Origin of the sequence: Nocardiopsis sp. CNT312 (assembly GCF_000515115.1) — a bacterium.
In the GTDB taxonomy this organism is placed as follows: Bacteria; Actinomycetota; Actinomycetes; order Streptosporangiales; family Streptosporangiaceae; genus Nocardiopsis.
This window is the reverse complement of sequence record NZ_AZXF01000022.1, coordinates 74,778-96,947: the sequence shown is the minus strand read 5'-3', so window position 1 is coordinate 96,947 and position 22,170 is coordinate 74,778. Positions and strand designations below refer to the sequence as shown.

Sequence of the window (22,170 nt, the reverse complement as noted above, 5' to 3'; positions counted from 1 at the left end):
GAAAAGAACGCCGCACCCGGCACCGCCCGTGCACCTGCATCCCCGAACACCTCTGGCGGCTTCCGGAGATGGTGCAGGCCGTCGACGCCCGCGACGCCCGACAGGTCCTACGCCTGCTCAGCCGCCACGCACCCGACCTCACCCACGAGGCACTGGCCAACATGTGCCAGGTGTCCCAGAGCACCATCACCCGCGCCATCAGCGGCCAGGGACTCACCCGCGCCAGCACGGTCCACACCGTCCTCACCAGCCTGGGCGCCCCCATACCCCGACCCCCTGCAGCGCCGAGGAACCCCACCCGAACGGAGCGGGGCGCACCCCGCTCAGAGGAGGGCGAACTCGACCGCACACTCGCCCGGGACGCGCACCGAACCCTGCGCCAGACCCGGGCCGTCCTCGCCAAAGCCATGCACGAGCCCGCCCTGGACCTGCTCGAAGCCGACATCGGCCGCCTCGCCCGCCACTACGTCTCCCACCCCCTGGCCGACCTGTACACCGAGATCAAAAGCCTGCGCGACGACACCTTCGCGCTGGTGGAGACCACCTCCCACCCCGACCAGATCCGGCGGCTGCACATCGCGGCCGCACGCCTGGCGGGCCTGCAGGCCCACGTCTGCCTGGACCTGGGCCAGTACGCCCACGCCGACACCAACGCCGACGCCGCGTGGGCCCTCGCCACCAGCGTCCACGAACCCGGCCTCCGCGCCTGGGTGCGCTCCCTGCACAGCCTCATCGCCTACTGGGACGGCCGCTACCGCGACGCCCGACACGCGGCCGAAGACGGCCTCACCCACCGCGTGACCGACAGCAACCTGGCCCGCCTCCACGCCCTGCGCGCCCGCGCCTGCGCGGCCCAGGGCGACCACCGGCAGGCCCTCGCGGCGATCGGCGCCGCCCACGAGCACAGCCGCCAGCACCTCCTCCCCGGGGTGTTCGGCTTCCCCGAGGCCAAGGTCCACGCCTACGCCAGCAGCAGCCTGCTCATGTTCGCCACCCCCCGCGACCGCCACCGCAGCGTCGAACACGCCCACCGGGCGATCCGGCTCTACACCGAGGCATCAGCACTCGACCGCTCCTTCGGAGACCTGCTGGCCGCCCGCCTGGACCTGGCCAGCGCCCACATCCACGCACGCGAGCCCGACGCCGCCCTGGAACAGGTCCAGGTCATCACCGCCGCCCCGCCCCAGCACCGCACCGCCAGCATCACCCAGCGCGCCCAGCGTCTGGCCCGTCTCGTCACCGCCACCACCGACGCCGAAGCGGCCCGCCGGATCCACGCGCACGTGACCGAGTTCTGCCGCCACCCGGGACCGCTGGCCGCACGCGCACCCGTTGCGGCACGATGACCCCTATGGAGTCCGCTCACCCCTCCGCCCGGGCCACCACCGACCACCGCGTCCTGGCCGACAGCGCCTACCGCGACGACCGTGACCTGGGCGCCCGCCAGCGCCTGTACGACTACCAGCGCCCCGTCTTCGACCTGCCCGGCCTGGCCCTGGACCGCCTCGCGGACCGGGGCGGAGTGTGGGCGGACGTGGGCTGCGGCAACGGCCGCTACCTGCACCGCGTCCGCACCGACAGGCCCGACGTCCGGGCCGTGGGCCTGGACGTGTCCGCCTCCCTGCTGGGCGCGCTCCAGGCCCCGGTGGTGTGCGCGGACGCCGCCCGTCTGCCCCTGGGCGAGCGGAGCGTGGACGCGGTGCTGGCGATGCACATGCTCTACCACCTGCCCGACCCCGCCCGAGGGATCGCCGAGTTCGCGCGCGTGCTCGGGCCCGGCGGCCGGGTGGTGGCCTCCACCAACTCCCGGGCGGACAAGCACGAGATCGACCGACTGTGGTCTGCGGCGGCGGGCACCGTGCTGGGCACCGGGCGGGGGCCGCGCCGGATCAAGCTGTCCGAGCACTTCCCGCTGGAGGACGCAGGGGAGGCGTTCGGTGCCCACTTTGCGCGGGTGCGGGTGGAGGAGCTGTCGGGGGTGATCGAGGTGGACACCCCCGAGCCGGTGCTGGCGCACCTGGGGTCCTACCGGGCGTGGGCCGACCAGGCCGGGGTCCCCTTCGAGGCGGCGTTGGAGCAGGCCGCAAGGGATCTGGAGGAACGGCTCCGGCGGGGACCCTTCACGGTCACCACCCGCCAGGGGCTGGTCATCGCGGACCGGTGAGGGGCCGCGCCCGGCCGGATCCGCCCGCCCCCTCCACTCGCCCTCGTGAGTGCGTTCTGAGCACGCTCTGAGCATCCGTTGAGAACGCGGGGGCGCCGGGTGCCCCGTCACATCGAGACCCCCGTGATGAAGCCCGTCCACGCGTCGGCGGGGAAGAACAGGGCGCCGTGGTCGGGGTGCTGGCTGTCGCGGACGCCGGTCACCGGGCCTTGGGCGACCTCGACGCAGGTGCCGGCCTCGTTGCTGTGGCTCGACACGTGCCAACCGTGCGGAGCGGGGGAGTAGCCGTTGCCGGGGGTGGTGTTCATCGCGAGGCCTCGCATCAGGGGTTGAGTTCGGTGATCCTTCGGCGGATCAGCTCGCGGGAGTGGTCCAAGGGTAGGGCGGCCGCCTGCAGGTGGTGGAACCTGAGCACGTGGTGCTCGATGTCGTCGGGGGCGTCGAACAGCAGACCCTGGGGCGGGACGTCGACGTGCCCGACGCGGTCGTCGCCCAGGCGGAGCAGGCAGAACCCGTAGTTGAGGCTCATGCCCTGTGACTGGGGCAGCACCTGGAGGTCGATGCGGGGGTGCTCGCTCAGCTCCAGGACGTGCTCCAACTGCGTGCGCATCACGTCCGGGCCGCCGACCTGGCAGGTCAGGACCGGCTCGTCGATGATCCACCACATCTGGGGCGGGTTCGGGCGGTCCAGGATGTTGCGGGTGCGCTCCAGACGGACCTGCACGCGGCGTTCGCGCTCGCTCTCGTCGGGGACCACGCCGCGGGCCATGAGCGCGCGGATGTAGTCGGGGTGCTGGGCGAGCCCGCCGAACAGGCCGATGGTGTACTCCAGGATCTGGTCGGCCTCGTACTCCAGGGGGTAGTAGGCGCCGCCCGGGACGTCCTCGTAGGCGTTCCACCAGGCGGCACGGCTGCGGCTGGCGGCTTTGGCGATACGGGTGAGTTCCTCGCGCAGGTCGTCGGGGGCTTGGTAGAAGCGGCACAGGGCGTCGATCTCCGGGCCGCTCAGGCGCTTCCACTTGCCGTTCTCCATGCGCGAGACCTTGGACTTGTGCCAGCCCATCTCCTCGGCGGCCTCCTCCTGCGACAGGCCTGTCCGGGTGCGTAGCCGTTTGAGCTGGCTGATCAGGTAGTGCCGTCGGGCCGGGGAGCCGTGCACCGGAGTGCCCTCGGGCATCTCCACCTCCTGGGATCGCTGCTGTGCCGCTGCCATCTTCCCATTCCCACCGTATTCACATCGCTACATAATATTCGCCTATCGGAATGCGTCGCTTGTAATTTGCGTCGTTGCAAATCATGATGGACGCACGATCGCCGCACGGGCCATGGCCCTGTGGAACGCGGCGGTTCAACGCTGATGGCACAGAACGGGTGAGGTGGATGTGACGTGAGGGAAGTCGTGTGTTCGTGGAAGGAACCGGGGCCGGTCGCCGTAGGGCTGGCCAGGGCGATAACCGACCAGGCGCTGCCGGGGTTGGGGTGCGCGGGTGCGGTGGGTGCTCGGGGCGGTGCTGGCCGCGGTGTTGTGCAGCCCGGTGGGCCGCCCGGCCGTGCCGGTGCGGCCGGGGGAGGTGCCTCGGCCCCGTCCGCGTCTGGGGCAGGGGCGGGAGGTGTGGGCGGGTCTGGAGGCCGCTCCCGCCCCGGAGCCTCCGGTGGGTGTGGGTGCGCGTGCCTGTGTCGAGAGCGGCGTGTTCGAGGGAGTGGTTGAGGTGCGGCGTGTGCGGAACCCGTATCTGGGGCGGCTCGGGTGGTGTGTGGACGATGACGGGGTGCGCGGGGTGCGTCCTTATCTGGTGCGTGCGGAGGAGCGCTTCCGCTACCCCGGAACCGGAGCCGGGGGTACGAGGCCGGGGCGTTTGGGGCCTGCGGGGCTTGGCGGCGGTGATCTCCTTGCCGCCGCCGACGCTTCTGTGCCCGCTCGGGTGTCTTCTCCGACCCCTGGTGGCGGGGGTGAGTTCGCTGAGTTGGCCCATCTGGTGCGCCAGTGGCAGGCGATGAGGGCCTGACCGGAGAGCAGGCGCGCTCTTGGGGTGGTACCGGCACGGGCCGGTACCACCCCCGGTTTGTTGTGCGCGGTGCGGTGTCGAGTCCAGCGGAGGGAGGGACTTGTGGGGGGTGCCGAGTGAGCACGATGTGCGTCAGGGCCAACGGGTGGGCCCACACGGGGGCCAGCGGGTAGGTGTGCCCTGCGGCCACCCCTCCGCGCCTATCAGTGCAGTTCAGGGTCTATTCAGGTGGGCCATCGCGTGTCCGGGCTGGTAACGGTTGGGTGGTCCTCTGCGCGTAGAGGGCGGGCGACGCCCGGCGAGACGCTGCTGATCGCGATGAACGGAGCGATGAAGGTCGGCTGACCCGGCCTTTAGGACCGCCGTTCCAGGGGCAGACCTGTGTCCGTAGCAGCCGTTCCCACCTCATGTCATGGTGAGTGATTCGGGAACCTCTTCGTGACGAAGGTGCCGACTCCAGTTCTGCGTGCTGGCGGGGACGGTGCGGATGAACGTCGTGGTGTTCTCGGCGATCACCATGGTCACCCGCACCGCCCGCTTCCTCCTCCTGGTGCTGGCCCCCGGCTGGGCGATGGACCTCCTGCCGGGCTGAGCGGCCCCCTCAGGCGGTGACCAGGTCTCGGCGGCGGAACCCGGCCAGGCCCACCGCGGCGGCGGCCCCCGCCCCCGCGAGGACGGCGAGGTAGGGCACCGGCGCGAACTCCTCGGTGGGCAGCAGCGCCACGATCTCGAACGGGCCGACGTGCACCATCCAGTCGGGCAAGTCCATCAGCAGGCCGAAGATCGTGACGAACAGCCCGTAGGCGAACCACGCCCACACCAGGCCCACCAGGCGCGGAGCCGCACCCAAGAACAGGGTGGTGAGCCCGGCGAACATCAGCACCACCGGGATCTGGGCGGCCCCGGCCTCAGCCACCACCCGGATCCACGCGGTGTCCCCGGTGGCCGAGGCCGCGCCGACCCCCATCGCCAGCCCGCCCAGGAACATCATGACCATCCCGGACAGGGCGCTGACCAGCACGGTCGATCCCATCCACCGGAGGCGGCCCACCGCCGACGACAGCACCAGTTCCGCACGCCCGGAGTCCTCCTCGGCGCGGGCTCGCAGGACGGACAGGACGGCGAAGGCCGCGGTCGGCATCACGATGTAGAGCGTCAGCACGCCGAGGAACGCCTCGATCATGCCCTCGCCGGTCAGGCCCATCCGCGCCATGATCTCCGGGTTCTGCTCGGCCATCCCGTCGATCTCCGTGACCAGGGTGCCGAACGCGAACGCGAACAGCGCCACGGCGACGGTCCAGGCGATGATCGACGCGCGCTGTTGGCGCAGGTGCAGCGCCAGCACCCCGTTCAGCAGGGGACCCGCCCCGGCGGGACCCGGGCGCGCGGCCACCAGGCCCGCCCCCAGGTCGCGCCGGTCGGCCAGGACGTAGGCGACGGCGAACAGTATCGCGATGACCAGCACATACAGCGCCAGGGGCCACCAGCGCAGGTCGTCGAAGGCCCGGGTCTGCTGCACCCACGCGAAGGGCGAGAACCACGATGGCGCGCTGCCGCCGCGTTCGGCGATGTCGCCCACCACGCGGAGCATGAACAGGACGCCGATGACGAGGAAGGCCAGGCCGCTGGCGCCGCGCGCGTACCCCGACACCTGGGCGCACACCGCCGCGACCGCTCCGAACACGACACCGGCCAGGGCCAGCCCCGCGCCGTAGGCGGCGGAGTCCGCCAGGGGCAGGCCGTTCACCACCATACTGACCGTGATCAGGGCACCGATGGCCCCGCTGACCAGGGCGTTGGTGACCAGCGCGGCTGTGATCTGGGCGCTGGAGCCGAGCACGTTCGCGCGTAGCAGTTCGGCGCGTCCGCTCTCCTCCTCAGCCCTGGTGTGGCGGACCACGTGCAGGATTCCCATGACGGCCAGTGCCACCAGCAGGCTCTGCGTCATCTCGTTGGCGACCATCGCGCCGAGCCCGTACTCCTCCAGCCCGTAGCCGGGGCCGCCGAAGACGATGCCGGTCGGGGTCTCCATGATCGTGGCGCGGGCCATCCGCTGCTCGGGTGTGGCGAACATGTCCGCGAGCGTGGGGATGACCATGAACATCGAGCCGACCAGGGAGAGTGTCCAGACGGTCATCCGGATGCGGTCGCGGAGCAGGATGAACAGGATCAGCCGTCCCGTACCAGTGAAGGTGCTCACTTCGCGGCCCCCTCGCCGTTCAGCGCGGCGAGCTCGTCGCCGTAGTGGCGCATGAAGAGCTCCTCCAGGGAGGGCGGGTTGCTGACCAGGGACCGCAGCCCGAGGTCGGCCAGTGCGCGGAAGGCCTGGTCCATGTGATCGTTGTCGACGTCGAAGGTGACATCGGCGCCCTCGACGTTGAGGCCGTGCACACCGGTCAGGCCGGCGAGCGCGCTCGGGTCGCCCTCGGTGGTGGCGCGGACGGTGGAGCGGGTCAGGTGGCGCAGGTCGTTCAGGGTGCCCGACTCCACGGTCCGGCCCTTGCGGATGATGGTGACCGTGTCGCACAGCTTCTCGACCTCGGCCAGGATGTGGCTGGACAGCAGCACGGAGCGGCCCTGGCGCTTGGCCTCGTGCACGCAGTCGGTGAACACCGACTCCATGAGCGGGTCGAGCCCGGAGGTGGGCTCGTCGAGGATGAGCAGTTCGGCGTCGGAGGCCAGAGCGGCCACCAGGGCGACCTTCTGGCGGTTGCCCTTGGAATAGGTGCGCGCCTTCTTGGTGGGGTCGAGCTCGAACCGCTCCAGCAGCGCCTTCCGGCGCGTGCGGTCGGCCCTGCCGTGGAGCCGCCCGAGGAGGTCGACGGCCTGGCCGCCGGTGAGGTTCGGCCACAGGGACACGTCGCCGGGCACGTAGGCCAGGCGGCGGTGCAGCGTGACGGCGTCCTTCCACGGATCACCGCCGAGCAGGCGGGCGGTGCCGCCGTCGGACCTGAGCAGGCCCAGCAGGACGCGGATGGTGGTGGACTTGCCCGAGCCGTTGGGGCCCAGGAACCCGGCGACCTGGCCGGGCTCCACGGTGAGGTCGAGGCCGTCGAGGGCCTTGAACTGGCCGAAGTACTTGTCGAGGCCGCTGACCTCGATGGCGGGTGCGGACATGTCTCTCTCCTGGGGGTGATCGTGTACGCGGGCGAGGGAGGATCAGGACTCCTCCTCGGGGGGGTCCCCCACGTACAGCAGGTAGGCGTCGAGCATCGCGCGGTTGGTGAACAGGCCCTCGGAGTAGATCTCCAGCGTGGGCAGGGTGATCCGCTCCGACCAGGCCCGCATGACCTCTCTGAAGTCGATGTCGGGGCCGGGGAAGTGCATGGTGAGGAACATCTGGAGCGAGCCGATGTGGCCCATGGCGAGGAAGCGGGCGCGCGCGGCCGGGTCCCGGCTGGGGCGGACCGTGCCCGCCTCCTCGCCCGCGGCCAGGTAGTTCTCGATGTCCTCCACCATGTGCTCGAAGAGCGCGTGGGCGATGTCCCCGCCGGCCTGGAACGACCGGACGAAGTAGGCGACGTAGGGGGCGTACTCGTCCATGCCGGCGAACCGGTCCAGGAACGTCCGCTGGTCGGCGGTGGTGACCGAGTCCTTCTTGATCTCGTAGACCAAGTTCCGGACGTGCTCGTCGCAGGCCCGGCGCAGCCCGGCCTTGGAACCGAAGTGGTGCATGACCAGGGCGGGGGAGACGCCCGCGCGCTCGGCGATCGTGCGCACCGGGACGCCGAATCCCTTCTGCCCGAAGCATGCGATGGCGGCGCCGCGGATGCGGGCCCGCGCGGTGAGGTCCTCCTCCGGCTCCGGAGGCCTCCTGGGAGCTGAACACATGTTCAGCATGCTAAATGCTTGTTCAGTGCCTTGGCAAGGGGTAGGGCGGGTCCTGTCGGACGAACGCCGGGCGGGGGGTACGCGCGGGCCCGTACACTCGGTGGACGCACGCCGCGGGGCACCCCGGCCCCCGGCGGCTACGAGGGAGGACAGCCCATGGTGCGGGTCGCGGTCGCTCAGTTCGCCCCCGGGCAGGACAAGGCGGAGAACGCGCGCTCGGTGGCCGAACTCGCCGCCAGGGGCGCGGCCCAGGGAGCCGACGTGGTTCTGCTCCCCGAGTACGCGATGTTCACCGCAGGGCGCACCGACCACCGCTACGTCGAGGCGGCCGAGCCGCTCAACGGCCCCTTCCTGTCGGCCGCCGCCGACGCCGCCCGCGCCGAGGGCGTGCACCTGGTGCTGGGCGCCAACGAGGCGGAGGAGGGTGAGGGGGCGAGCCGCTTCACCAACACGCTGGCCGCGTTCTCGCCCAAGGGCAAGCGGATCGCGCTCTACCGCAAGATCCACCTCTACGACGCCTTCGGGGTCAGGGAGTCGGACGTGGTCCGCCCCGGGCCGATCGAGGAACCGGAGACCTTCGCGGTCGACGGCGTCGTCTTCGGGTTGCAGACCTGTTATGACCTGCGCTTCCCCGAGGTGACGCGGAGAATCGCCGGCGCGGGGGCGCACGTGGTGCTGCTGGCCGCGCAGTGGGTGCCGGGCCCGCTGAAGGAGGAGCACTGGCGGACGCTGGTCCGGGCGCGTGCGCTGGAGAACACCGTCTACGTCGCCGCGGCCGGGCAGGCCGCTCCCAGCGGCGCGGGCAACAGCATGGTCGTCGATCCGATGGGTACTCCGGTGGCCGCGCTGGGGGAGCAGGCGTTCGCGGTCGCCTCCGCTGAGGTTTCGGTCACGCGGATTGAGGAGGTGCGCGTGACGAACCCGTCGCTCTCCCTGCGCCGATTCGAGGTCGTACCACGCCCGGAGTACTGATACCCCGTATCGCTGCGAGAGCATAGGCACCGGGCATATCGCTGTAATGCCTACGAATGGACGAGGGTCTTCCCAGAGTTAGTTACTTAGGGTTATGATCAACGTGCGCCGAGTGATTTGATTCGGTCCGAGTGCTTCTGGGTATCGAGAGCCTCTAATTCGGTAAAGAGCCGGTAAAAATCGGCCCGCCAGACTGTCCTAAACCACGGGGGGAGCAAGGACATTGCGCGGAATGAGCACGGTGTGTGCGGCGGGTGCGCGGCCCGACGGCGCGTCGGAGATCCACGTCTACGATCCTGAGACGCTGACCACGGAGCAGCGCGCGGGAGACGCCTGCGCGGTATGCCACGTGAAGTGGCCCCGCCCCCGGCGCGTCATCGGCGTACTCCCGGACGGCGGGCGCGTACGCGGCTGCCGGGACTGCGCCGACCTCGTCAGCGCCGGCACGGCTGCGAGACAGCCCGCCTTCGCGGCACACTAGCCGCCCGGCCGCGCCCGGGACCGGATTCGGGGGAAGCCGGTCCCGGGCTGTGTTTTCGCGTCCTCGCGGGCTCGGACGGTGCTCGGGCGCCCAGGAGGCCGGCGTGTTCGCCCTGTTCCAGCCGTCGCCTGGAGCCAGGCGAGCGGGCCCACCCGTCGCCCGCCACCGCCCTCAACGGACGCCTGCGGCGCGGTCTTTTGCTGTGTGTCGCCCTCCACCGCCCTCAGCCGCACGTCGGCCGGACGGGTGTGCTCAGGCGGCGACGGCGTGCACGGCCTCCAGCAGGAGGTCGCGGCCCTCGGCGGCGTCCTCGGTCGACAGCGTCAGCGGCGGCGCCATGCGCAGGACGTTGCCGTGCACACCGCCCTTGCCCACGAGCAGCCCGCGTCCACGGGCCTCCTCCAGGACCCGTCCGGCCAGGGCGGCCGAGGGCGCTCCGGTCACCGGGTCGGCCATCTCCACCGCGAACATCAGGCCACGGCCGCGCACGTCCTTCACGCTCGGCAGCGCGGTCAGCGCGCGCAGGCCGCTCATGATCAGCGAACCCTGGCGCAGCGCGTTGCCCTGGAGGTCGTGCTCCAGCACGTAGTCCAGGACCGCACCGGCCGCCGCCATCGCCACCGGGTTGCCGCCGAAGGTGGCCACACCCAGCGCGGGCAGGCGGTCCATGAGGTCGCCGCGCGCCACCACGCCCCCCACCGCGAAACCGTTGCCCAGGCCCTTGGCGAAGGTCATGGCGTCCGGCGTGACCCCGTGGGCGCCGATCCCGAAGAAACTCGACCCCGTGCGGCCCCACCCGGTCTGGACCTCGTCGGAGACGAACAGGATCCCGTGCTCGTCCAGGACCTCCTTGTAGGCGGCGTACAGGCCGTCCGGGGGCATCTGGAAGCCGCCCACCCCCTGCACCGGCTCGGCGATCAGGCACGCCACGTTGGGGGCCGCCGTGTCCAGGACGTCGCGCAGGTCGGCCACACAGGCCCCGATGTACTCCTGGTCCGTCATACCGCGGAACGCCCGCGCCGCGTGGTCGGTGCCGTGCAGGTAGTGCACGTTCAGCGGCGACAGGGAGGAGTTCTTCCAGACCCGGTTCCCGGTCACCGCGACCGTGCCGAACGAGCGGCCGTGGTAGCTGCCGCGCAGGGCCAGGACCTCATCGCTGCCGCGCGCGTGGGTGGCCAGCAGCAGGGCGGTCTCGTTGGCCTCGGTCCCGGAGTTGGTGAAGAACACCTTGGCCTCCGGTATGCCCGACAGCCGGGCGATCCGCTCGGCCAGCTCGACCTGGCCGCGGATGAGATAGAGGGTGGAGGTGTGCACCACGCCCCTGGCGATCTGGCGCTCAACGGCCTCGCGGACCTCGGCCACGTCGTAGCCGAGCATGTTGGTGGCGATGCCGGTGAAGAAGTCCAGGTACGTGCGGCCCTCGGCGTCGGTGACACGGGAGCCCGACCCGCTGACGATCTCCAGCGGGGACTCGTAGTACAGCGGCATCCATGAGGGCATGACCGCGCGGTGGCGTGTGAGAAGTTCCGACATGTCCTCAGTGTCCCCGGGCTCCGGCGGGAGGGCCAACACCGGCAGGGCAGTACTGGGACGATCGGGTTCGGACCGTATACGGGATGTAACGCACGGCACCCACCGGCGTCACACCCCGTCCTAGAATGAGGGGATGCTTCCGACCCTCGCCGAGGTCCTCCGGCTGCCGCCCCTCCAACGCGCCCGGCCCAGGGTCGTCGCGGGGGCCGACCGCCTGGACGTGCCCGTCCGGTGGGTCCACATCGCCGACGTCACCGACCTCGCCCACCTGCTGTACGGTCGTGAACTGGTGCTCAGCACCGGCATCGCGATGCCCGACGACCCCGACGCCCTGCGCCGCTACATGGACGACCTCGCCGAGGCCGGGGTGAGTGGAGTCGCCGTCGAACTCGGGCGCAAGTACCACACCGAACTCCCGCCCGCCTTCCTCGACGCCGCCCGCGCCGCCGGGGTGCCCCTCGTCCAGCTCGACCACGGTGCCCGGTTCGTCGAGATCACCGAGGCCGTGCACGTCCGGGTGGTCAACGAGCAGCTGGAGGAGCTGCGCGACTCCGAACAGATGCACTCGGTGTTCACCCGCCTGTCAGTGGAGGGCGCCGACACCGCCCAGGTCCTGCGCGAGGTCGCCCGCATGTCCGGCCGCCCCGCCGTGCTGGAGAACCTCACCCACCAGGTCCTGGCCTGCGACCTCAACGGCGCGGACCCCGCGGCGGTCCTCGCCTCGTGGGAGAACCGCTCGCGCGCGGTCCGCTCCGGTAGCCGCACCGTGTACGACCCCGACACCGGATGGCTGGTCACCGGTGTCGGCGCGCCCGGCCAGGACTGGGGCCGCCTGGTCCTCGTCGCGGGCGCGTCCCCCGCCCCCCGCCAGCGGATGCTCGTCGAACGCGCCGCCACCACGCTGGCCCTGGGACGGCTGATCGAGCACCAGCAGGAGAGCCTGGAGCGCCAGACGCACCGGACGATCATCTCCGGGATCATCGACCGCTCCTACACCGATCCCGAGGAGGCACTGGTCCGGGCGCGGGCTGTCGGGGTCCCCCTCCAGGGCCGCCAGCTCCTGGGCCTGGTGCTGCGCCTGAGAGAGAGCGGCGGCGGACTGGCCGGGCAGGCCCTGCTCTCCGACACCGCCGAGGCCGCCGCGCGGGCCTGCCGCGAGCTGCGCCTTCCCGCGCTCGTGGGATCGCTGGACGACCTCAGGGTGGGCATCCTGCTCCCCGTGCCGGAGCAGCGGAGCGCGGACCCGGTGCTGCGCGGGCTCGCCGACCGGGTCGCCGCCATGGTCGGGGACGCCGCGGTCCTGGCCGTGGGATCGTCGGCCGACGGTGTCCGAGAGGTGCGCCGTTCGTTCCTGGAAGCCCGCCAGGTGGGGGACGCGGCCGTCCGCCAGAGCGAGCGCCGGCCGTTCTACCGGCTGACCGACCTGCACCTGCGCGGGCTGCTGCACCTGCTGCGCGACGACGAGCGGGTGCAGACCTACGTGGAGCGCGAACTGGGCGCCCTGCTCGACCACGACGCGCGCCACGGCGGCGACCTCACCGAGATGCTCCGCCACTACCTGGAGGCCGGGCGCAACAAGGCCCTGGCGGCCGGCCGTGCGCACCTGTCCCGCCCGGCCTTCTACGATCGGCTGCGCCGGATCGCGCGCATCCTCGACACCGACCTCGACTCGGTGGAGGCCTGCCTGTCGCTGCACGTGGCCCTGCTCTCCCTCGACTCGGTGCGCGACGACCGCTGACCGACGCTCACCGGCGGCCGCGGTGGAGCGCCTCCACCTCGGCCCCCACCCGCTCGAAGGAGCGTAGGACCCGCCGCACGGCCAGCCGCTCGGCCCGGTCGGGCCGCAGGGCGGCGGAGACGTGCCGCGTGGACGCAGTGCCAGTGAGCTCGCGCAGCACCAGCCCCGCACCGGTCGGTGTGGTGAAGCGCGGCAGGACGGCGATCCGGCCGCTGGAGGCCACCAGCGACTCCACCAGCCGGTTGTCCCTGAGCCGCTGGGCGACCGCCAACGGCCGTCCCACCGCCTGCTGGACCGACCTCAGCACCGTGTCGAAGGGGTAGCCCTCCGGTACGCCGATCCACTCCTGGCCCTCCAGATCGGCGGGGGACACCCGGGGCAGCGCGGCCAGCGGATGGTCGGCGGCCATCGCGATGTCCAGCGGCTCACGCGCCAGCGGGACGACGGTCAGCCCCTCGGTTCCGGCAGGACGGGCGCCGGTGAGGCTGTGGGCGATGACCACGTCGTTGTCCGTGGCCAGGTGCGCGAACTCCGCCTCGGCGAGATCGAAGTCGCCGCACCGCAGCGTGATCGCGGTGCCGGAGATCTCGCGCAGTACCCCGGGGAACAGGAACGCCGCCGCGCTCGGCAGCGCGGCGACGGAGACCGTGCCCGTCGGCTCGCCGTGGAAGGCGTCCCAGCGCGCCCGTACCCGCTCGACGGCGGTCGCCACGGACGTGCCGCCCTCGGCGAGCAGGCGGCCCGCCTCGGTCAGGCGCAGGCCACGCCCCGACGGCTCCACCAGTGCCGTGCCGAACTCCCGCTGCGCCGTCTTGAGCTGCTGCGACACCGCCGAAGGGGTCCGGTACGTCGCCTGCGCGACCGCGGTGACACTGCCGTGCTCGGCGAGTTCGCGCAGGAGTTCCAGGTGCCGGACGTTCATGCAGGCAGTCTAAAGAGTCGGTGTAGCAATTATTGATTGTGCTTAACTGAGAATTCTGTTGGCCTGGGACGTATGCCGCTCGGACACCGCCTGCTCGCCCTCTCCGTCGCCCTCATATGGGGGCTCAACTTCATCGCCATCGACGCCTCCCTCACGCACTTCCCGCCGTTCTTCCTGGTGGCCCTGCGCTTCACGCTCATCGCCCTGCCGACGGTGCTGCTCGTCCCCCGGCCGAAGGTGCCGGTACGCTGGCTCGTCGGCTACGGGATCGGCTTCGGAACCCTTCAGTTCCTCTTCCTGTACTGGGCCATGGCCGCCGGGATGCCCGCGGGCCTGGCCTCGCTGGTCCTCCAGGCCTCCGCGCCGTTCACCGTCCTGCTCGGCGCGGTGCTCCTGCGCGAACGCCTCAGCGCACGTCAGGCCGTCGGCATTGCGGTGGCCGTGTGCGGGATGGCGCTGGTGGGCTGGCAGCGCGCCGAACACGCTGCCGTCCTGCCGTTCCTGCTCACCCTGGCGGGCGCGTTCGGATGGGCGATCGGCAATACCTGCAACCGGTTGGCCAGGCCCGCGAACCCGCTGCACCTGGCCCTGTGGATGTCCGTGGTCCCGCCGCTGCCGATACTCGCCCTGGCGTTCGCGGTCGAGGGACCCGGGCCCATCGCGGCCTCCCTGGCCTCCGTCGGCACCGCCGCCGCGCTCCCCGCCGTGGCCGGACTCGCCTACACCGTGGTGATCGGCACCGTGCTCGGATCCGGCGTGTGGACCTGGCTCATGGCACGCCACCCGGCGGGCGTCGTCGCTCCGTTCTCCATGCTGGTCCCCGTGGTGGGGATGGCGGCCGCCTGGATGGTCCTGCGCGAGAGCGCGACCCCCGGCGAGCTGGTCGGCAGCGCCCTGGTCGTCGGCGGGGTCCTGCTGGGCTCGTCCCAAACCCGCCGCCCGCCACGTGCCGAGGAGCCGCCCCCGGAGCCGCTGCCAAGGGACCCCGGCCTGGAGGAGGCCCCGGCCGCACGGTGACCGGCCTCGGGAATCGCGACGGTTTCCCGCGTTCGGGGGGTCCGCTCCCGGTTCATCCACCACAATGGGCGTCGATGGCTTTGGGTAGCCGGTCGGTAACACTACGGGGGGCGGGGTGGCATGAGGTCACTGCAGGAGGAGGAGCAGGAGGCCGCGGGACCGGTCGGCCCCGTGACGGTGGCGGGCCCGCCCCCTACCGCGGCGGACCCGTCGGCGCAGGCCCCACCGCGCCGTGAACCCGCCGCCGACCGCGACGGCACCCGCTCCCTCCTGGCCTACCTGCGCGCCTGCCTGAGCCGGGAGGCCGTGCACACCCACGCCGTGCCCGCCGCGCGGGTCGGCACCGACACCTGCGCCTGTCTGCCGAGCGGCCCCGAGATCCTGCTCAGCGGGGCTGGGGACACCCTACGGCTGGACCCCGGAGCCGCCCGGGTCATGCGTGTGTCCCGCCTCGGCGGCCAGGCCCTGCGCTACGGGTATCCGATGGTCGTCCTCGGCGAGGGCGACGACCGCGCCGTCCTCCCCCTGCTGACCGCCGACGTCCGCGCCGCCGACGAGACCGACGCCCTCACCGTGGGCCCCGGATTCCCGGCCGTCCGCGCCGTCGGACCGCCCGACGTCAACCCGGCCCTCCTCACCCGGCTCGGCGTCACCGACGCCGACGACCTCTTCGAACTCCGCGCTCGCCTGCGCGCCGGCACCCCCGCCGAGGCCCACCGCCCGGCGGCCGTCGCCGACCTCGCGGCCAAGGCGCGTGCCCTGCTCAGCCGACTGGAGATCGAACGCGTCGACGCCATCGACCCGCGCGCCACCCGCGGCCGTCCGGCCGCGTTCACCGCCGGAGCCCACAACACCGCCGTGCTCTTCCGGGCCGGGCCCGAGGACCGCCCGGACACCGACGGCCCCGCCCCCGGCACCATTGCCGCCGTCCTCGCCGACCTCGACCCCTCCGGCCGGGACGGACTGGACCCCGACCGCGTCGTCGGCACCGCCCTGGAACCCCTCCTGGACCGTTCCGCCACGGGCCCCCGTACCGCCACCCTCCGGGGCCCGGTCCGCCCGCGGAAACCGACACGGGTGCCGCCACCGACCGCCGTCCCCGTCTCCGCCACGGCACTCGACCAGTCCCAGTACGCCGTCCTCGACTCCGCCATGCGCGAGCGGCTCACCGTGGCCGCCACCCCTCCCGGAACCGGTGCGTTCGACCTCGTCGACGCCCTCGTCCGCACCGCCGCCGCCCACGGACAGCGCACCCTCGTCTGCGCCCACGGCGAGGAGGACCTCGCCGAGATCACCCGTCGCGCGGGAACCGCACCCGAACACCATCCCGTGCGCGTCGGCGGCCCCGAACACCGCGAAACGGAGATGCGTCGACTCGACACCCTGCTCACCGAGCACACCGCCGAGGAGACCCGACCGGCGGAGAACGACCCCGACACGCACTGGGCCGACCTGGCGCGGGAGTGGGAACGCGTCCGCGAGGTCTGGCGGGCCATGGACACCATGGCCTCCGGCGGAGCCGCCCTCGCCTACCTGGCCGCCGAACGCGCCCGCAGCATCGCTCACGGCTGGGACCCCGACGCCCTCTTCACTCCGGAGCGGGGCGGGCCCGAATACTGGCTGCGCCGGGCTGAGGCCGCTGGTGGCAGCGGCCTTTCCGGGCTCCGCCACCGCGGTGCCGTCCGCCGCGAACTGGGCGTGAGCACCGACCCGGAGAACCTGGCGCGGCTGTGCGCCGTGGCCGCGATGGAACGCGACTGGCGCCGCGCCGTCGACCAGCGCACCCGCTGTGCCCCGCTCGACGAACTGGTCCGCGACCTGGCCGACGCACTCGCCCGCCACCGCCGCTCCGGCGCCGCCTGCCTCACCGCGGCCACCGAACCCCGCCTGCGACGGGGACGGGCGGCCATCGCCCACCGGCTAGAGGCCCTCAACTGGCACGACGGCCCCGGCTGGCCCGGGATGTCCGACCTGCTCGCCACCCTTCCCACCTGGATGTGCCGCACCGGCCAGGTCCGGGCCCTGCCCCCGCAGCCCGGGTTCTTCGACCTGGTGGTCGTGGTGGGTGCCGAACACACCCGGGCCGCCGAACTGCTGCCCGCCCTCTACCGCGCGACCAGGGCCGTCGTGCTCGGCGACCCCGCCCACTCGGGGCCCGCGAGCGTACTCGAACCCTCCGAGGAACGCCGCGCCGTCGTCGCCGCCGGGGTGAGCGCCGACCGGCTCGACGAACAGGGGCTGCGGTACGGTTCGGGTTCGGCGCTGTGGGCCGCACGCCGGGCCGCACCCGAACTGCTCTGGCTGGACGAGCACACCGGCGGCGCCCCGCGGCTCGCGGGGGCCGCCGCGCGGCACTGCTACGGCGGGCGCGTCTTGGTCCGCACCGTCCCCGACCCCGACGGCGGACCGGTCCTGCGGTGGTACGACGTCGCCGGAGCCTGCGAGGCGGCCCCCGGAGCCTCCTACGTCAACAGGGACGAGGCCTACCGCGCCGCTATCGCCGCCGTCGAGGCCGACGCCGAGGCCGAGGAGGGCGCGGTCATCGCGGTCGTGGCGCCCACCCAGCCCCAGATCGCGCTGATCCGCAGGCAGTTGCGCACCCGGCACCTCGACCATGAGGTGCGGGTCGGCGGCCCCGAGGTGCTCTCCTCGGACACGCGCACGGCCGACGTCACCGTGCTGTCCCCGATGCTCGGGGCCGGGGCTCCCGCCATCGCCGAACGCAGGATCCGGCGCATGGACCACCTGTGGTCGGCCGTGCTCACCCGGACCCGCCGCAGACTCGTCGTGGTGGGCGACCGCGGGTACTGGTCCGGCGGGGACGGGCCGCTGGCCGACCTGGACACCACTGCGCGGGGCCGTGTCCCCGCGGAGGCGGCCGACCCGCTCCGGGACGCCCTGGCCGACCGGTTGCGCGAGACCGGTGCACTGGTCGAGGCCGGTCGGACCGTGCGCGGTTGGACCGCCGACCTGATCGTGGGCCGCGCGGACCGGCACCTGGTCGTCCTCCTCGACCGGGGCCCCGACGGCCGCGCCCTGCGCCACCTGGTGCGCCGTGGCGAGGCCCTCGGCCGGGCCACCGGGGACCCCGTGGTCCTGGTCCCCGCCTGGCGCTGCCTGGCCGACACCCGGGCCCTGGTCCGGGAGATCCTCGCGTTCTGACGGTCCCTCGCGGGCCCGCCCGCGCCGCCCACCACCCTCGGAGGACGCCTGGCGGCGCTGTTTTCCTTCCGGTGCCCGGGCGCCAAGAAGGCCGGTGCGTTCATGCCGCCTCGCGGGCCCGGCAGGTGCTCGGGCCCCACGGAGGCCGGCGTCTTCGTCGTCGCCCACCCGCCAGCCCGCCGCCGTCGAGGCCGCAGCTCCACTGTGCTCGTTCCTCGCCGCAGTGGAGACTCCTCCCGCGGACACCGGCGGCGCCCGTGCACTGCTCCCGTCTGCGGCCTGGAGCAAGACGGGTGGGTTTTGGGCTGTTCGGAGGCCACTACGCTGAGTCCAGCACGAGGTCCGGGGCGCGGTGGTCCGTCCGCGCTCCCGGACGGACCGGGGAGAGGGGGCGCACGTGCCCGAGGGCCACACGCTGCACCGGCTGGCGGCGTACTTCGCCACGGCCTTCGGCGGGGCCGCGGTGCGCGCCTCCAGCCCGCAGGGCCGCTTCGCCGAGGGCGCGGCCCGGGTGGACGGACACGTGCTCACCGAGAGCGAGGCGCATGGAAAGCACCTGTTCCTGGGCTTCGACTCGGGGGAGTGGCTGCGTGTGCACCTGGGGCTCTACGGAGCGTGGACCTTCGGCGGGGCCGACGGAGAGCGGCACCTGGGGGCGCCCAGAGTGGAGGGCGCGCGGCGTCTGGACCTGGAGCGCGACGGCGCGGGCTTCGTGGTGCCGCCCGCACCGGCGGGTGCCGTCCGCGTGCGTCTGGTCACCGCCTCCGGCTGGGCGGACCTGCGCGGTGCCTCGGCGTGCGAACTGGTCACCGGGGAGGGCAAGCGGTCCGTCCAGGAACGTCTGGGCCCTGACCCGCTGCGCCCCGACGCCGACCCCGACGCCGCCTGGCGCAAGGTCTCCCTGACCCGTACCAGCGTGGCGGTGCTGCTCATGCGCCAGGACGTCATCGCTGGTGTGGGCAACATCTACCGCGCCGAGTCGCTGTTCCGGGCCGGGATCGACCCCCTGACGCCCGGGCGCGACCTCACCCGCGGCCGGTGGGAGGCGCTCTGGACCGACCTGGGCGGTCTGCTCCGCGACGGTGTGCGTGACGGCTCCATCGTCACCACCCGCCCCGGGCACCGCCCCGACCCCGGGGCGCGCCCGGTGCCCCGCGAGGACGCGCTCTACGTCTGCTACCGGGCGGGTGAGCCCTGCCGCGTGTGCGGCGTCCCCGTCGCCTCGCGGGAGCTGGCCGGGCGCACCCTCTACTGGTGCCCCGGCTGTCAGGGTTAGGCTCCCCTGAGCACTCCGCGACCGATCGAGTACAATCCCATCCCACTTGCTTAACCGGTTCAGCACCATCGACTCTGGAGAGACGCATTGGGAGCACTGATGCGGCGACCGACCATCGTGGACATCGCCAAGGCGGCAGGCGTATCCAAGGGTTCGGTCTCCTACGCGCTCAACGGACGTCCAGGGGTCTCGGAGGAGACCCGAAGGCGCATCCTGGCCATCGCCCACGACCTGGGGTGGGCTCCCAGCAGCCCGGCCCGGGCCCTGTCCTCGGGGGGGAGGGTGGGCGCGATCGGCCTGGTGATAGACCGTCCGGCGCACGTCCTGGGCGTGGAGCCCTTCTTCATGCAGTTCGTGTCCGGTATCGAGGCGGAGCTGACCGGCTCGGGGGTCGACCTGCTGCTTCAGGTCACCGAAGAGCATCAAGCCGAGGTCGCCGCCTACCGCCGGTGGGCGGCCGAGCAGCGTGTGGACGGGGTGATCATCGTCGACGTGCGCACCGAGGACCCCAGGTTCGAGGCGGTGCAGAAGACGTTCCTGCCCACCGTCGTCCTGGGTGGGCCGGAGGGGATCGGGTCCCTGCCCTGCCTGTACACCGACGAGAGCGCCCCGATGCGCGAGGTGGTGCACTACCTGGGGGCGCTGGGTCATCAGAGGATCGCCCGGATCGCCGGCCCCGAGTACTTCGTGCACACCGGAAAACGCACACGGGCGTTCCTGGAGGCTGCCGAGGAGGCAGGGGTCGCTGAAGTGTACACCGAACACGCCGACTACACGGGCGAGGCGGGGACGCGCATCACGCGCAGGTTACTGACCCGCACGGACCGGCCCACCGCCCTGGTCTACGACAACGACCTCATGGCGGTGGCCGGCCTGGGGGTGGCCCGGGAACTGGGGGTGGACGTGCCCTCGCAGCTGTCCATCGTCGCGTGGGACGACTCCACGCTGTGCGGCCTGGTGCGCCCGGCGCTCACCGCGGTGGTGCGCGACGTTGTCTCCTACGGCCGCGAGGCCGCTCGCATGCTGGTCAAGGTGGTGTCGGGTGAACGGGTCCAGAGCAAGGAGATCTCCCCGGGGGAGCTCCAGCCGCGTGCGAGTACGGGCCTCCTGCTGTCCTAGTCAGGCGTCTGTGAGCTGTCTGACCTGTTACAAGCGGATAACGGGGTCATGTCGGGGATTGACGCACTTCCCGTGGACGTGTTGTTGTTGGGATCACTTACCCGGTTCAGCAACGGCCTTCTGCGCTCCTGATTGGGAGCGCTCCCACCTTCTAGCATCACGGATTCACGGAAGGCACCCCCATACGAAGGCCGACCGGGACAGAGGAGGAGTCGAGATGAGAGCTCTGCGGATTCCAGCCGCTCTCGCAGCGGTGGCCCTGGCGGCCACGGCCTGCTCGAGCGGTGGCGAAGGCGGCGACGGCGGTGGCGGCGGCGCCTACCCCCGTAACGAAACCCTGTACACCTCCGGAACGGCGTGGGGGCCGCCCGTCAGCTGGAACCCGTTCATGCGGGGCCAGTACGCGGTCGGCACGATCGGTCTCGTCTACGAGCCGCTCTTCCTGTTCGACTACGCCGAGAACGAGTACGTGCACTGGCTCGCCGAGAGCGACGAGTGGACCGCCGACGACGTCCACGAGATCACCCTCCGCGAGGGCATCCCGTGGACCGACGGCGAGACCCTGGACGCCCAGGACGTCGTCACCACCCTGGAGCTGGGCCAGAACGAGGTGGTCTCCTACAGCAACGTGTGGGACTACGTGGAGAGCGTCGAGGCCACCGACGACCTCACCGTGACGGTCACCTTCTCCGAGTCCCGTCCCCAGGAGTGGATGAACTGGCTCTACACCAACCCGATCGTCCCGGACCACCTCTGGGCCGACGCCTCTGAGAACGACCTGGTCGACAACCCCAACGAGGACCCGGTCGGCACCGGTCCCTACGCCTACGAGGACCACGCCGACGACCGGATGATCTGGGAGCGCAACGACGACTGGTGGGCCGTCGAGCAGCTCGACCTCGACATGGACGCCAGGTACATCGTCGACATCGTCAACGCCTCCAACGAGGTGACGATGGGCATGCTCTCCCAGAACGAGCTGGACCTGTCGAACAACTTCCTGCCGGGCATCGACCAGACGCTGAACAGCGACGAGACGCTCACCAGCTTCTACGACGGTCCGCCCTACATGCAGAGCGCCAACACCGCGTGGCTGGTGCTCAACCACGACCGCGCGCCGATGAACGACGTGGCCTTCCGTCAGGCGCTGGCCCGGGCCATCAACACGACCCAGATCGTCGAGGGCCCCTACGCCAACCTGGTCGAGGCGGCCAACCCGACCGGCCTGCTCCCGGCCTGGGAGGACTACGTCGACCACCAGATGGTCAGCGAGGCCAACGTCACCTACAGCCAGGAAGAGGCCATCGCCTACCTGGAGGACGCCGACTACCAGGACCAGGACGGCGACGGCTTCGTCGAGACGCCCGACGGCGACCCGATCGAGCTCACCCTCATGGTCCCCTCCGGCTGGACCGACTGGATGGAGGCCGCGCGCCTCATCGCCGAGGACGCCAAGGCGATCGGCATCAACGTCACCGCCGAGTTCCCCGAGTTCGACCTGCTGGTCGACCAGCGCAACTCCGGTGAGTACGACCTGCTCATCAACAACGAGCGCCAGCAGAGCAACACCCCCTGGACCTACTACGACTACCTCTTCCAGCTGCCCGTCCAGGAGCAGCAGACCACCGTGAACTTCGGTCGGTACGAGAACGAGGAAGCGTGGGAGCTGGTCGAGGAGCTCGCCTCCGTGCCCGCCGACGACATCGGGGGCGCCGCCGAGGTCACCTCGCAGATCCAGGAGATCCAGCTCGCGGAGATGCCCGCCATCCCGCTCTGGTACAACGGCCTCTGGGCGCAGCACAGCACCCAGCACTGGACCAACTGGCCGAGCGAGGCCGGGGACACCCCGAACACCCCGGCATCCCTGTGGAACGGTTGGCTTGAGCTGGGCGGCGTGCGGACGCTGGCCGAGATCGAGCCGGTCGAGTAGACCGAACACCTAGAGGGCG

Annotated in this window: 17 protein-coding genes; 10 read left to right on the top strand and 7 right to left on the bottom strand. The window is 72.0% G+C overall.

Annotated features, from left to right (window positions below):
* Positions 1-68 precede the first annotated feature (68 nt).
* Together B042_RS22905 and B042_RS0111440 are read left to right on the top strand one after the other, a co-directional pair.
* Positions 69-1,346: an XRE family transcriptional regulator gene (locus tag B042_RS22905; RefSeq protein WP_155989032.1), complete on the top strand. Its 1,278-nt coding sequence runs from the start codon at positions 69-71 to the stop codon at positions 1,344-1,346.
* Positions 1,347-1,351: 5 nt separating this feature from the next.
* On the top strand, positions 1,352-2,164 hold the full coding sequence (locus B042_RS0111440; RefSeq protein ID WP_197024268.1) for a class I SAM-dependent methyltransferase: 813 nt from the start codon (positions 1,352-1,354) through the stop codon (positions 2,162-2,164).
* A gap of 107 nt (positions 2,165-2,271) precedes the next feature.
* On the opposite strand, the gene B042_RS22900 is transcribed toward B042_RS0111440, so the two are convergent.
* The 5 genes from B042_RS22900 to B042_RS0111410 all read right to left on the bottom strand — a co-directional run bounded on the left by B042_RS22900 (position 2,272) and on the right by B042_RS0111410 (position 8,001).
* Positions 2,272-2,472 (bottom strand): DUF397 domain-containing protein, encoded by a 201-nt coding sequence (locus B042_RS22900; RefSeq protein ID WP_036554721.1) that lies wholly within the window; start codon positions 2,470-2,472, stop codon positions 2,272-2,274.
* Positions 2,473-2,486: 14 nt separating this feature from the next.
* Positions 2,487-3,377, bottom strand: coding sequence for a helix-turn-helix transcriptional regulator (locus B042_RS0111430; protein ID WP_051415637.1), 891 nt, complete (start codon positions 3,375-3,377; stop codon positions 2,487-2,489).
* Positions 3,378-4,771: 1,394 nt separating this feature from the next.
* The gene (locus B042_RS0111420; protein WP_028648405.1) at positions 4,772-6,370 is read right to left on the bottom strand and encodes an ABC transporter permease; all 1,599 of its coding nucleotides are present in this window, start codon (positions 6,368-6,370) and stop codon (positions 4,772-4,774) included.
* The gene (locus B042_RS0111415; RefSeq protein WP_028648404.1) at positions 6,367-7,287 is read right to left on the bottom strand and encodes an ABC transporter ATP-binding protein; all 921 of its coding nucleotides are present in this window, start codon (positions 7,285-7,287) and stop codon (positions 6,367-6,369) included. Before B042_RS0111415 ends, B042_RS0111420 begins: the two co-directional genes overlap by 4 nt.
* 42 nt (positions 7,288-7,329) lie before the next feature.
* On the bottom strand, positions 7,330-8,001 hold the full coding sequence (locus B042_RS0111410) for a TetR family transcriptional regulator (protein WP_028648403.1): 672 nt from the start codon (positions 7,999-8,001) through the stop codon (positions 7,330-7,332).
* 156 nt (positions 8,002-8,157) lie between these two features.
* Between B042_RS0111410 and B042_RS0111405 the strand changes: the two genes are divergently transcribed.
* Both B042_RS0111405 and B042_RS0111400 read left to right on the top strand, forming a co-directional pair.
* The gene (locus tag B042_RS0111405) at positions 8,158-8,973 is read left to right on the top strand and encodes a carbon-nitrogen hydrolase family protein (protein WP_028648402.1); all 816 of its coding nucleotides are present in this window, start codon (positions 8,158-8,160) and stop codon (positions 8,971-8,973) included.
* 232 nt (positions 8,974-9,205) lie between these two features.
* On the top strand, positions 9,206-9,454 hold the full coding sequence (locus B042_RS0111400) for a hypothetical protein (RefSeq protein WP_036554716.1): 249 nt from the start codon (positions 9,206-9,208) through the stop codon (positions 9,452-9,454).
* 252 nt (positions 9,455-9,706) lie between these two features.
* On the opposite strand, the gene B042_RS0111395 is transcribed toward B042_RS0111400, so the two are convergent.
* Entirely contained in the window at positions 9,707-10,987 is a 1,281-nt protein-coding gene (locus B042_RS0111395) for an aspartate aminotransferase family protein (RefSeq protein ID WP_028648400.1), read from the bottom strand.
* A gap of 133 nt (positions 10,988-11,120) precedes the next feature.
* On the opposite strand from B042_RS0111395, the gene B042_RS0111390 reads away from it, so the two are divergent.
* Positions 11,121-12,725 carry a PucR family transcriptional regulator ligand-binding domain-containing protein gene (locus B042_RS0111390; protein WP_028648399.1) on the top strand — a complete coding sequence of 535 codons (1,605 nt, stop codon included), beginning with the start codon at positions 11,121-11,123 and terminating at the stop codon, positions 12,723-12,725.
* Positions 12,726-12,732: 7 nt separating this feature from the next.
* On the opposite strand, the gene B042_RS0111385 is transcribed toward B042_RS0111390, so the two are convergent.
* On the bottom strand, positions 12,733-13,647 hold the full coding sequence (locus B042_RS0111385) for a LysR family transcriptional regulator (RefSeq protein WP_028648398.1): 915 nt from the start codon (positions 13,645-13,647) through the stop codon (positions 12,733-12,735).
* Positions 13,648-13,719: 72 nt separating this feature from the next.
* Here B042_RS0111385 and B042_RS0111380 point away from each other — a divergent pair, with 72 nt between their 5' ends.
* From B042_RS0111380 to B042_RS0111360, 5 genes are all read left to right on the top strand, one after another.
* Entirely contained in the window at positions 13,720-14,664 is a 945-nt protein-coding gene (locus B042_RS0111380) for an EamA family transporter (protein WP_028648397.1), read from the top strand.
* Between the two features lie 120 nt (positions 14,665-14,784).
* Positions 14,785-17,826 carry a DNA helicase gene (locus tag B042_RS0111375; RefSeq protein ID WP_028648396.1) on the top strand — a complete coding sequence of 1,014 codons (3,042 nt, stop codon included), beginning with the start codon at positions 14,785-14,787 and terminating at the stop codon, positions 17,824-17,826.
* Positions 17,827-18,223: 397 nt separating this feature from the next.
* Positions 18,224-19,102, top strand: a complete 879-nt coding sequence (locus tag B042_RS0111370) for an Fpg/Nei family DNA glycosylase (protein WP_028648395.1) — start codon at positions 18,224-18,226, stop codon at positions 19,100-19,102.
* A gap of 99 nt (positions 19,103-19,201) precedes the next feature.
* Positions 19,202-20,221 (top strand): LacI family DNA-binding transcriptional regulator, encoded by a 1,020-nt coding sequence (locus B042_RS0111365; protein ID WP_028648394.1) that lies wholly within the window; start codon positions 19,202-19,204, stop codon positions 20,219-20,221.
* Between the two features lie 217 nt (positions 20,222-20,438).
* Positions 20,439-22,151, top strand: coding sequence for an ABC transporter substrate-binding protein (locus tag B042_RS0111360; protein ID WP_028648393.1), 1,713 nt, complete (start codon positions 20,439-20,441; stop codon positions 22,149-22,151).
* The last annotated feature ends 19 nt before the right edge of the window (positions 22,152-22,170 follow it).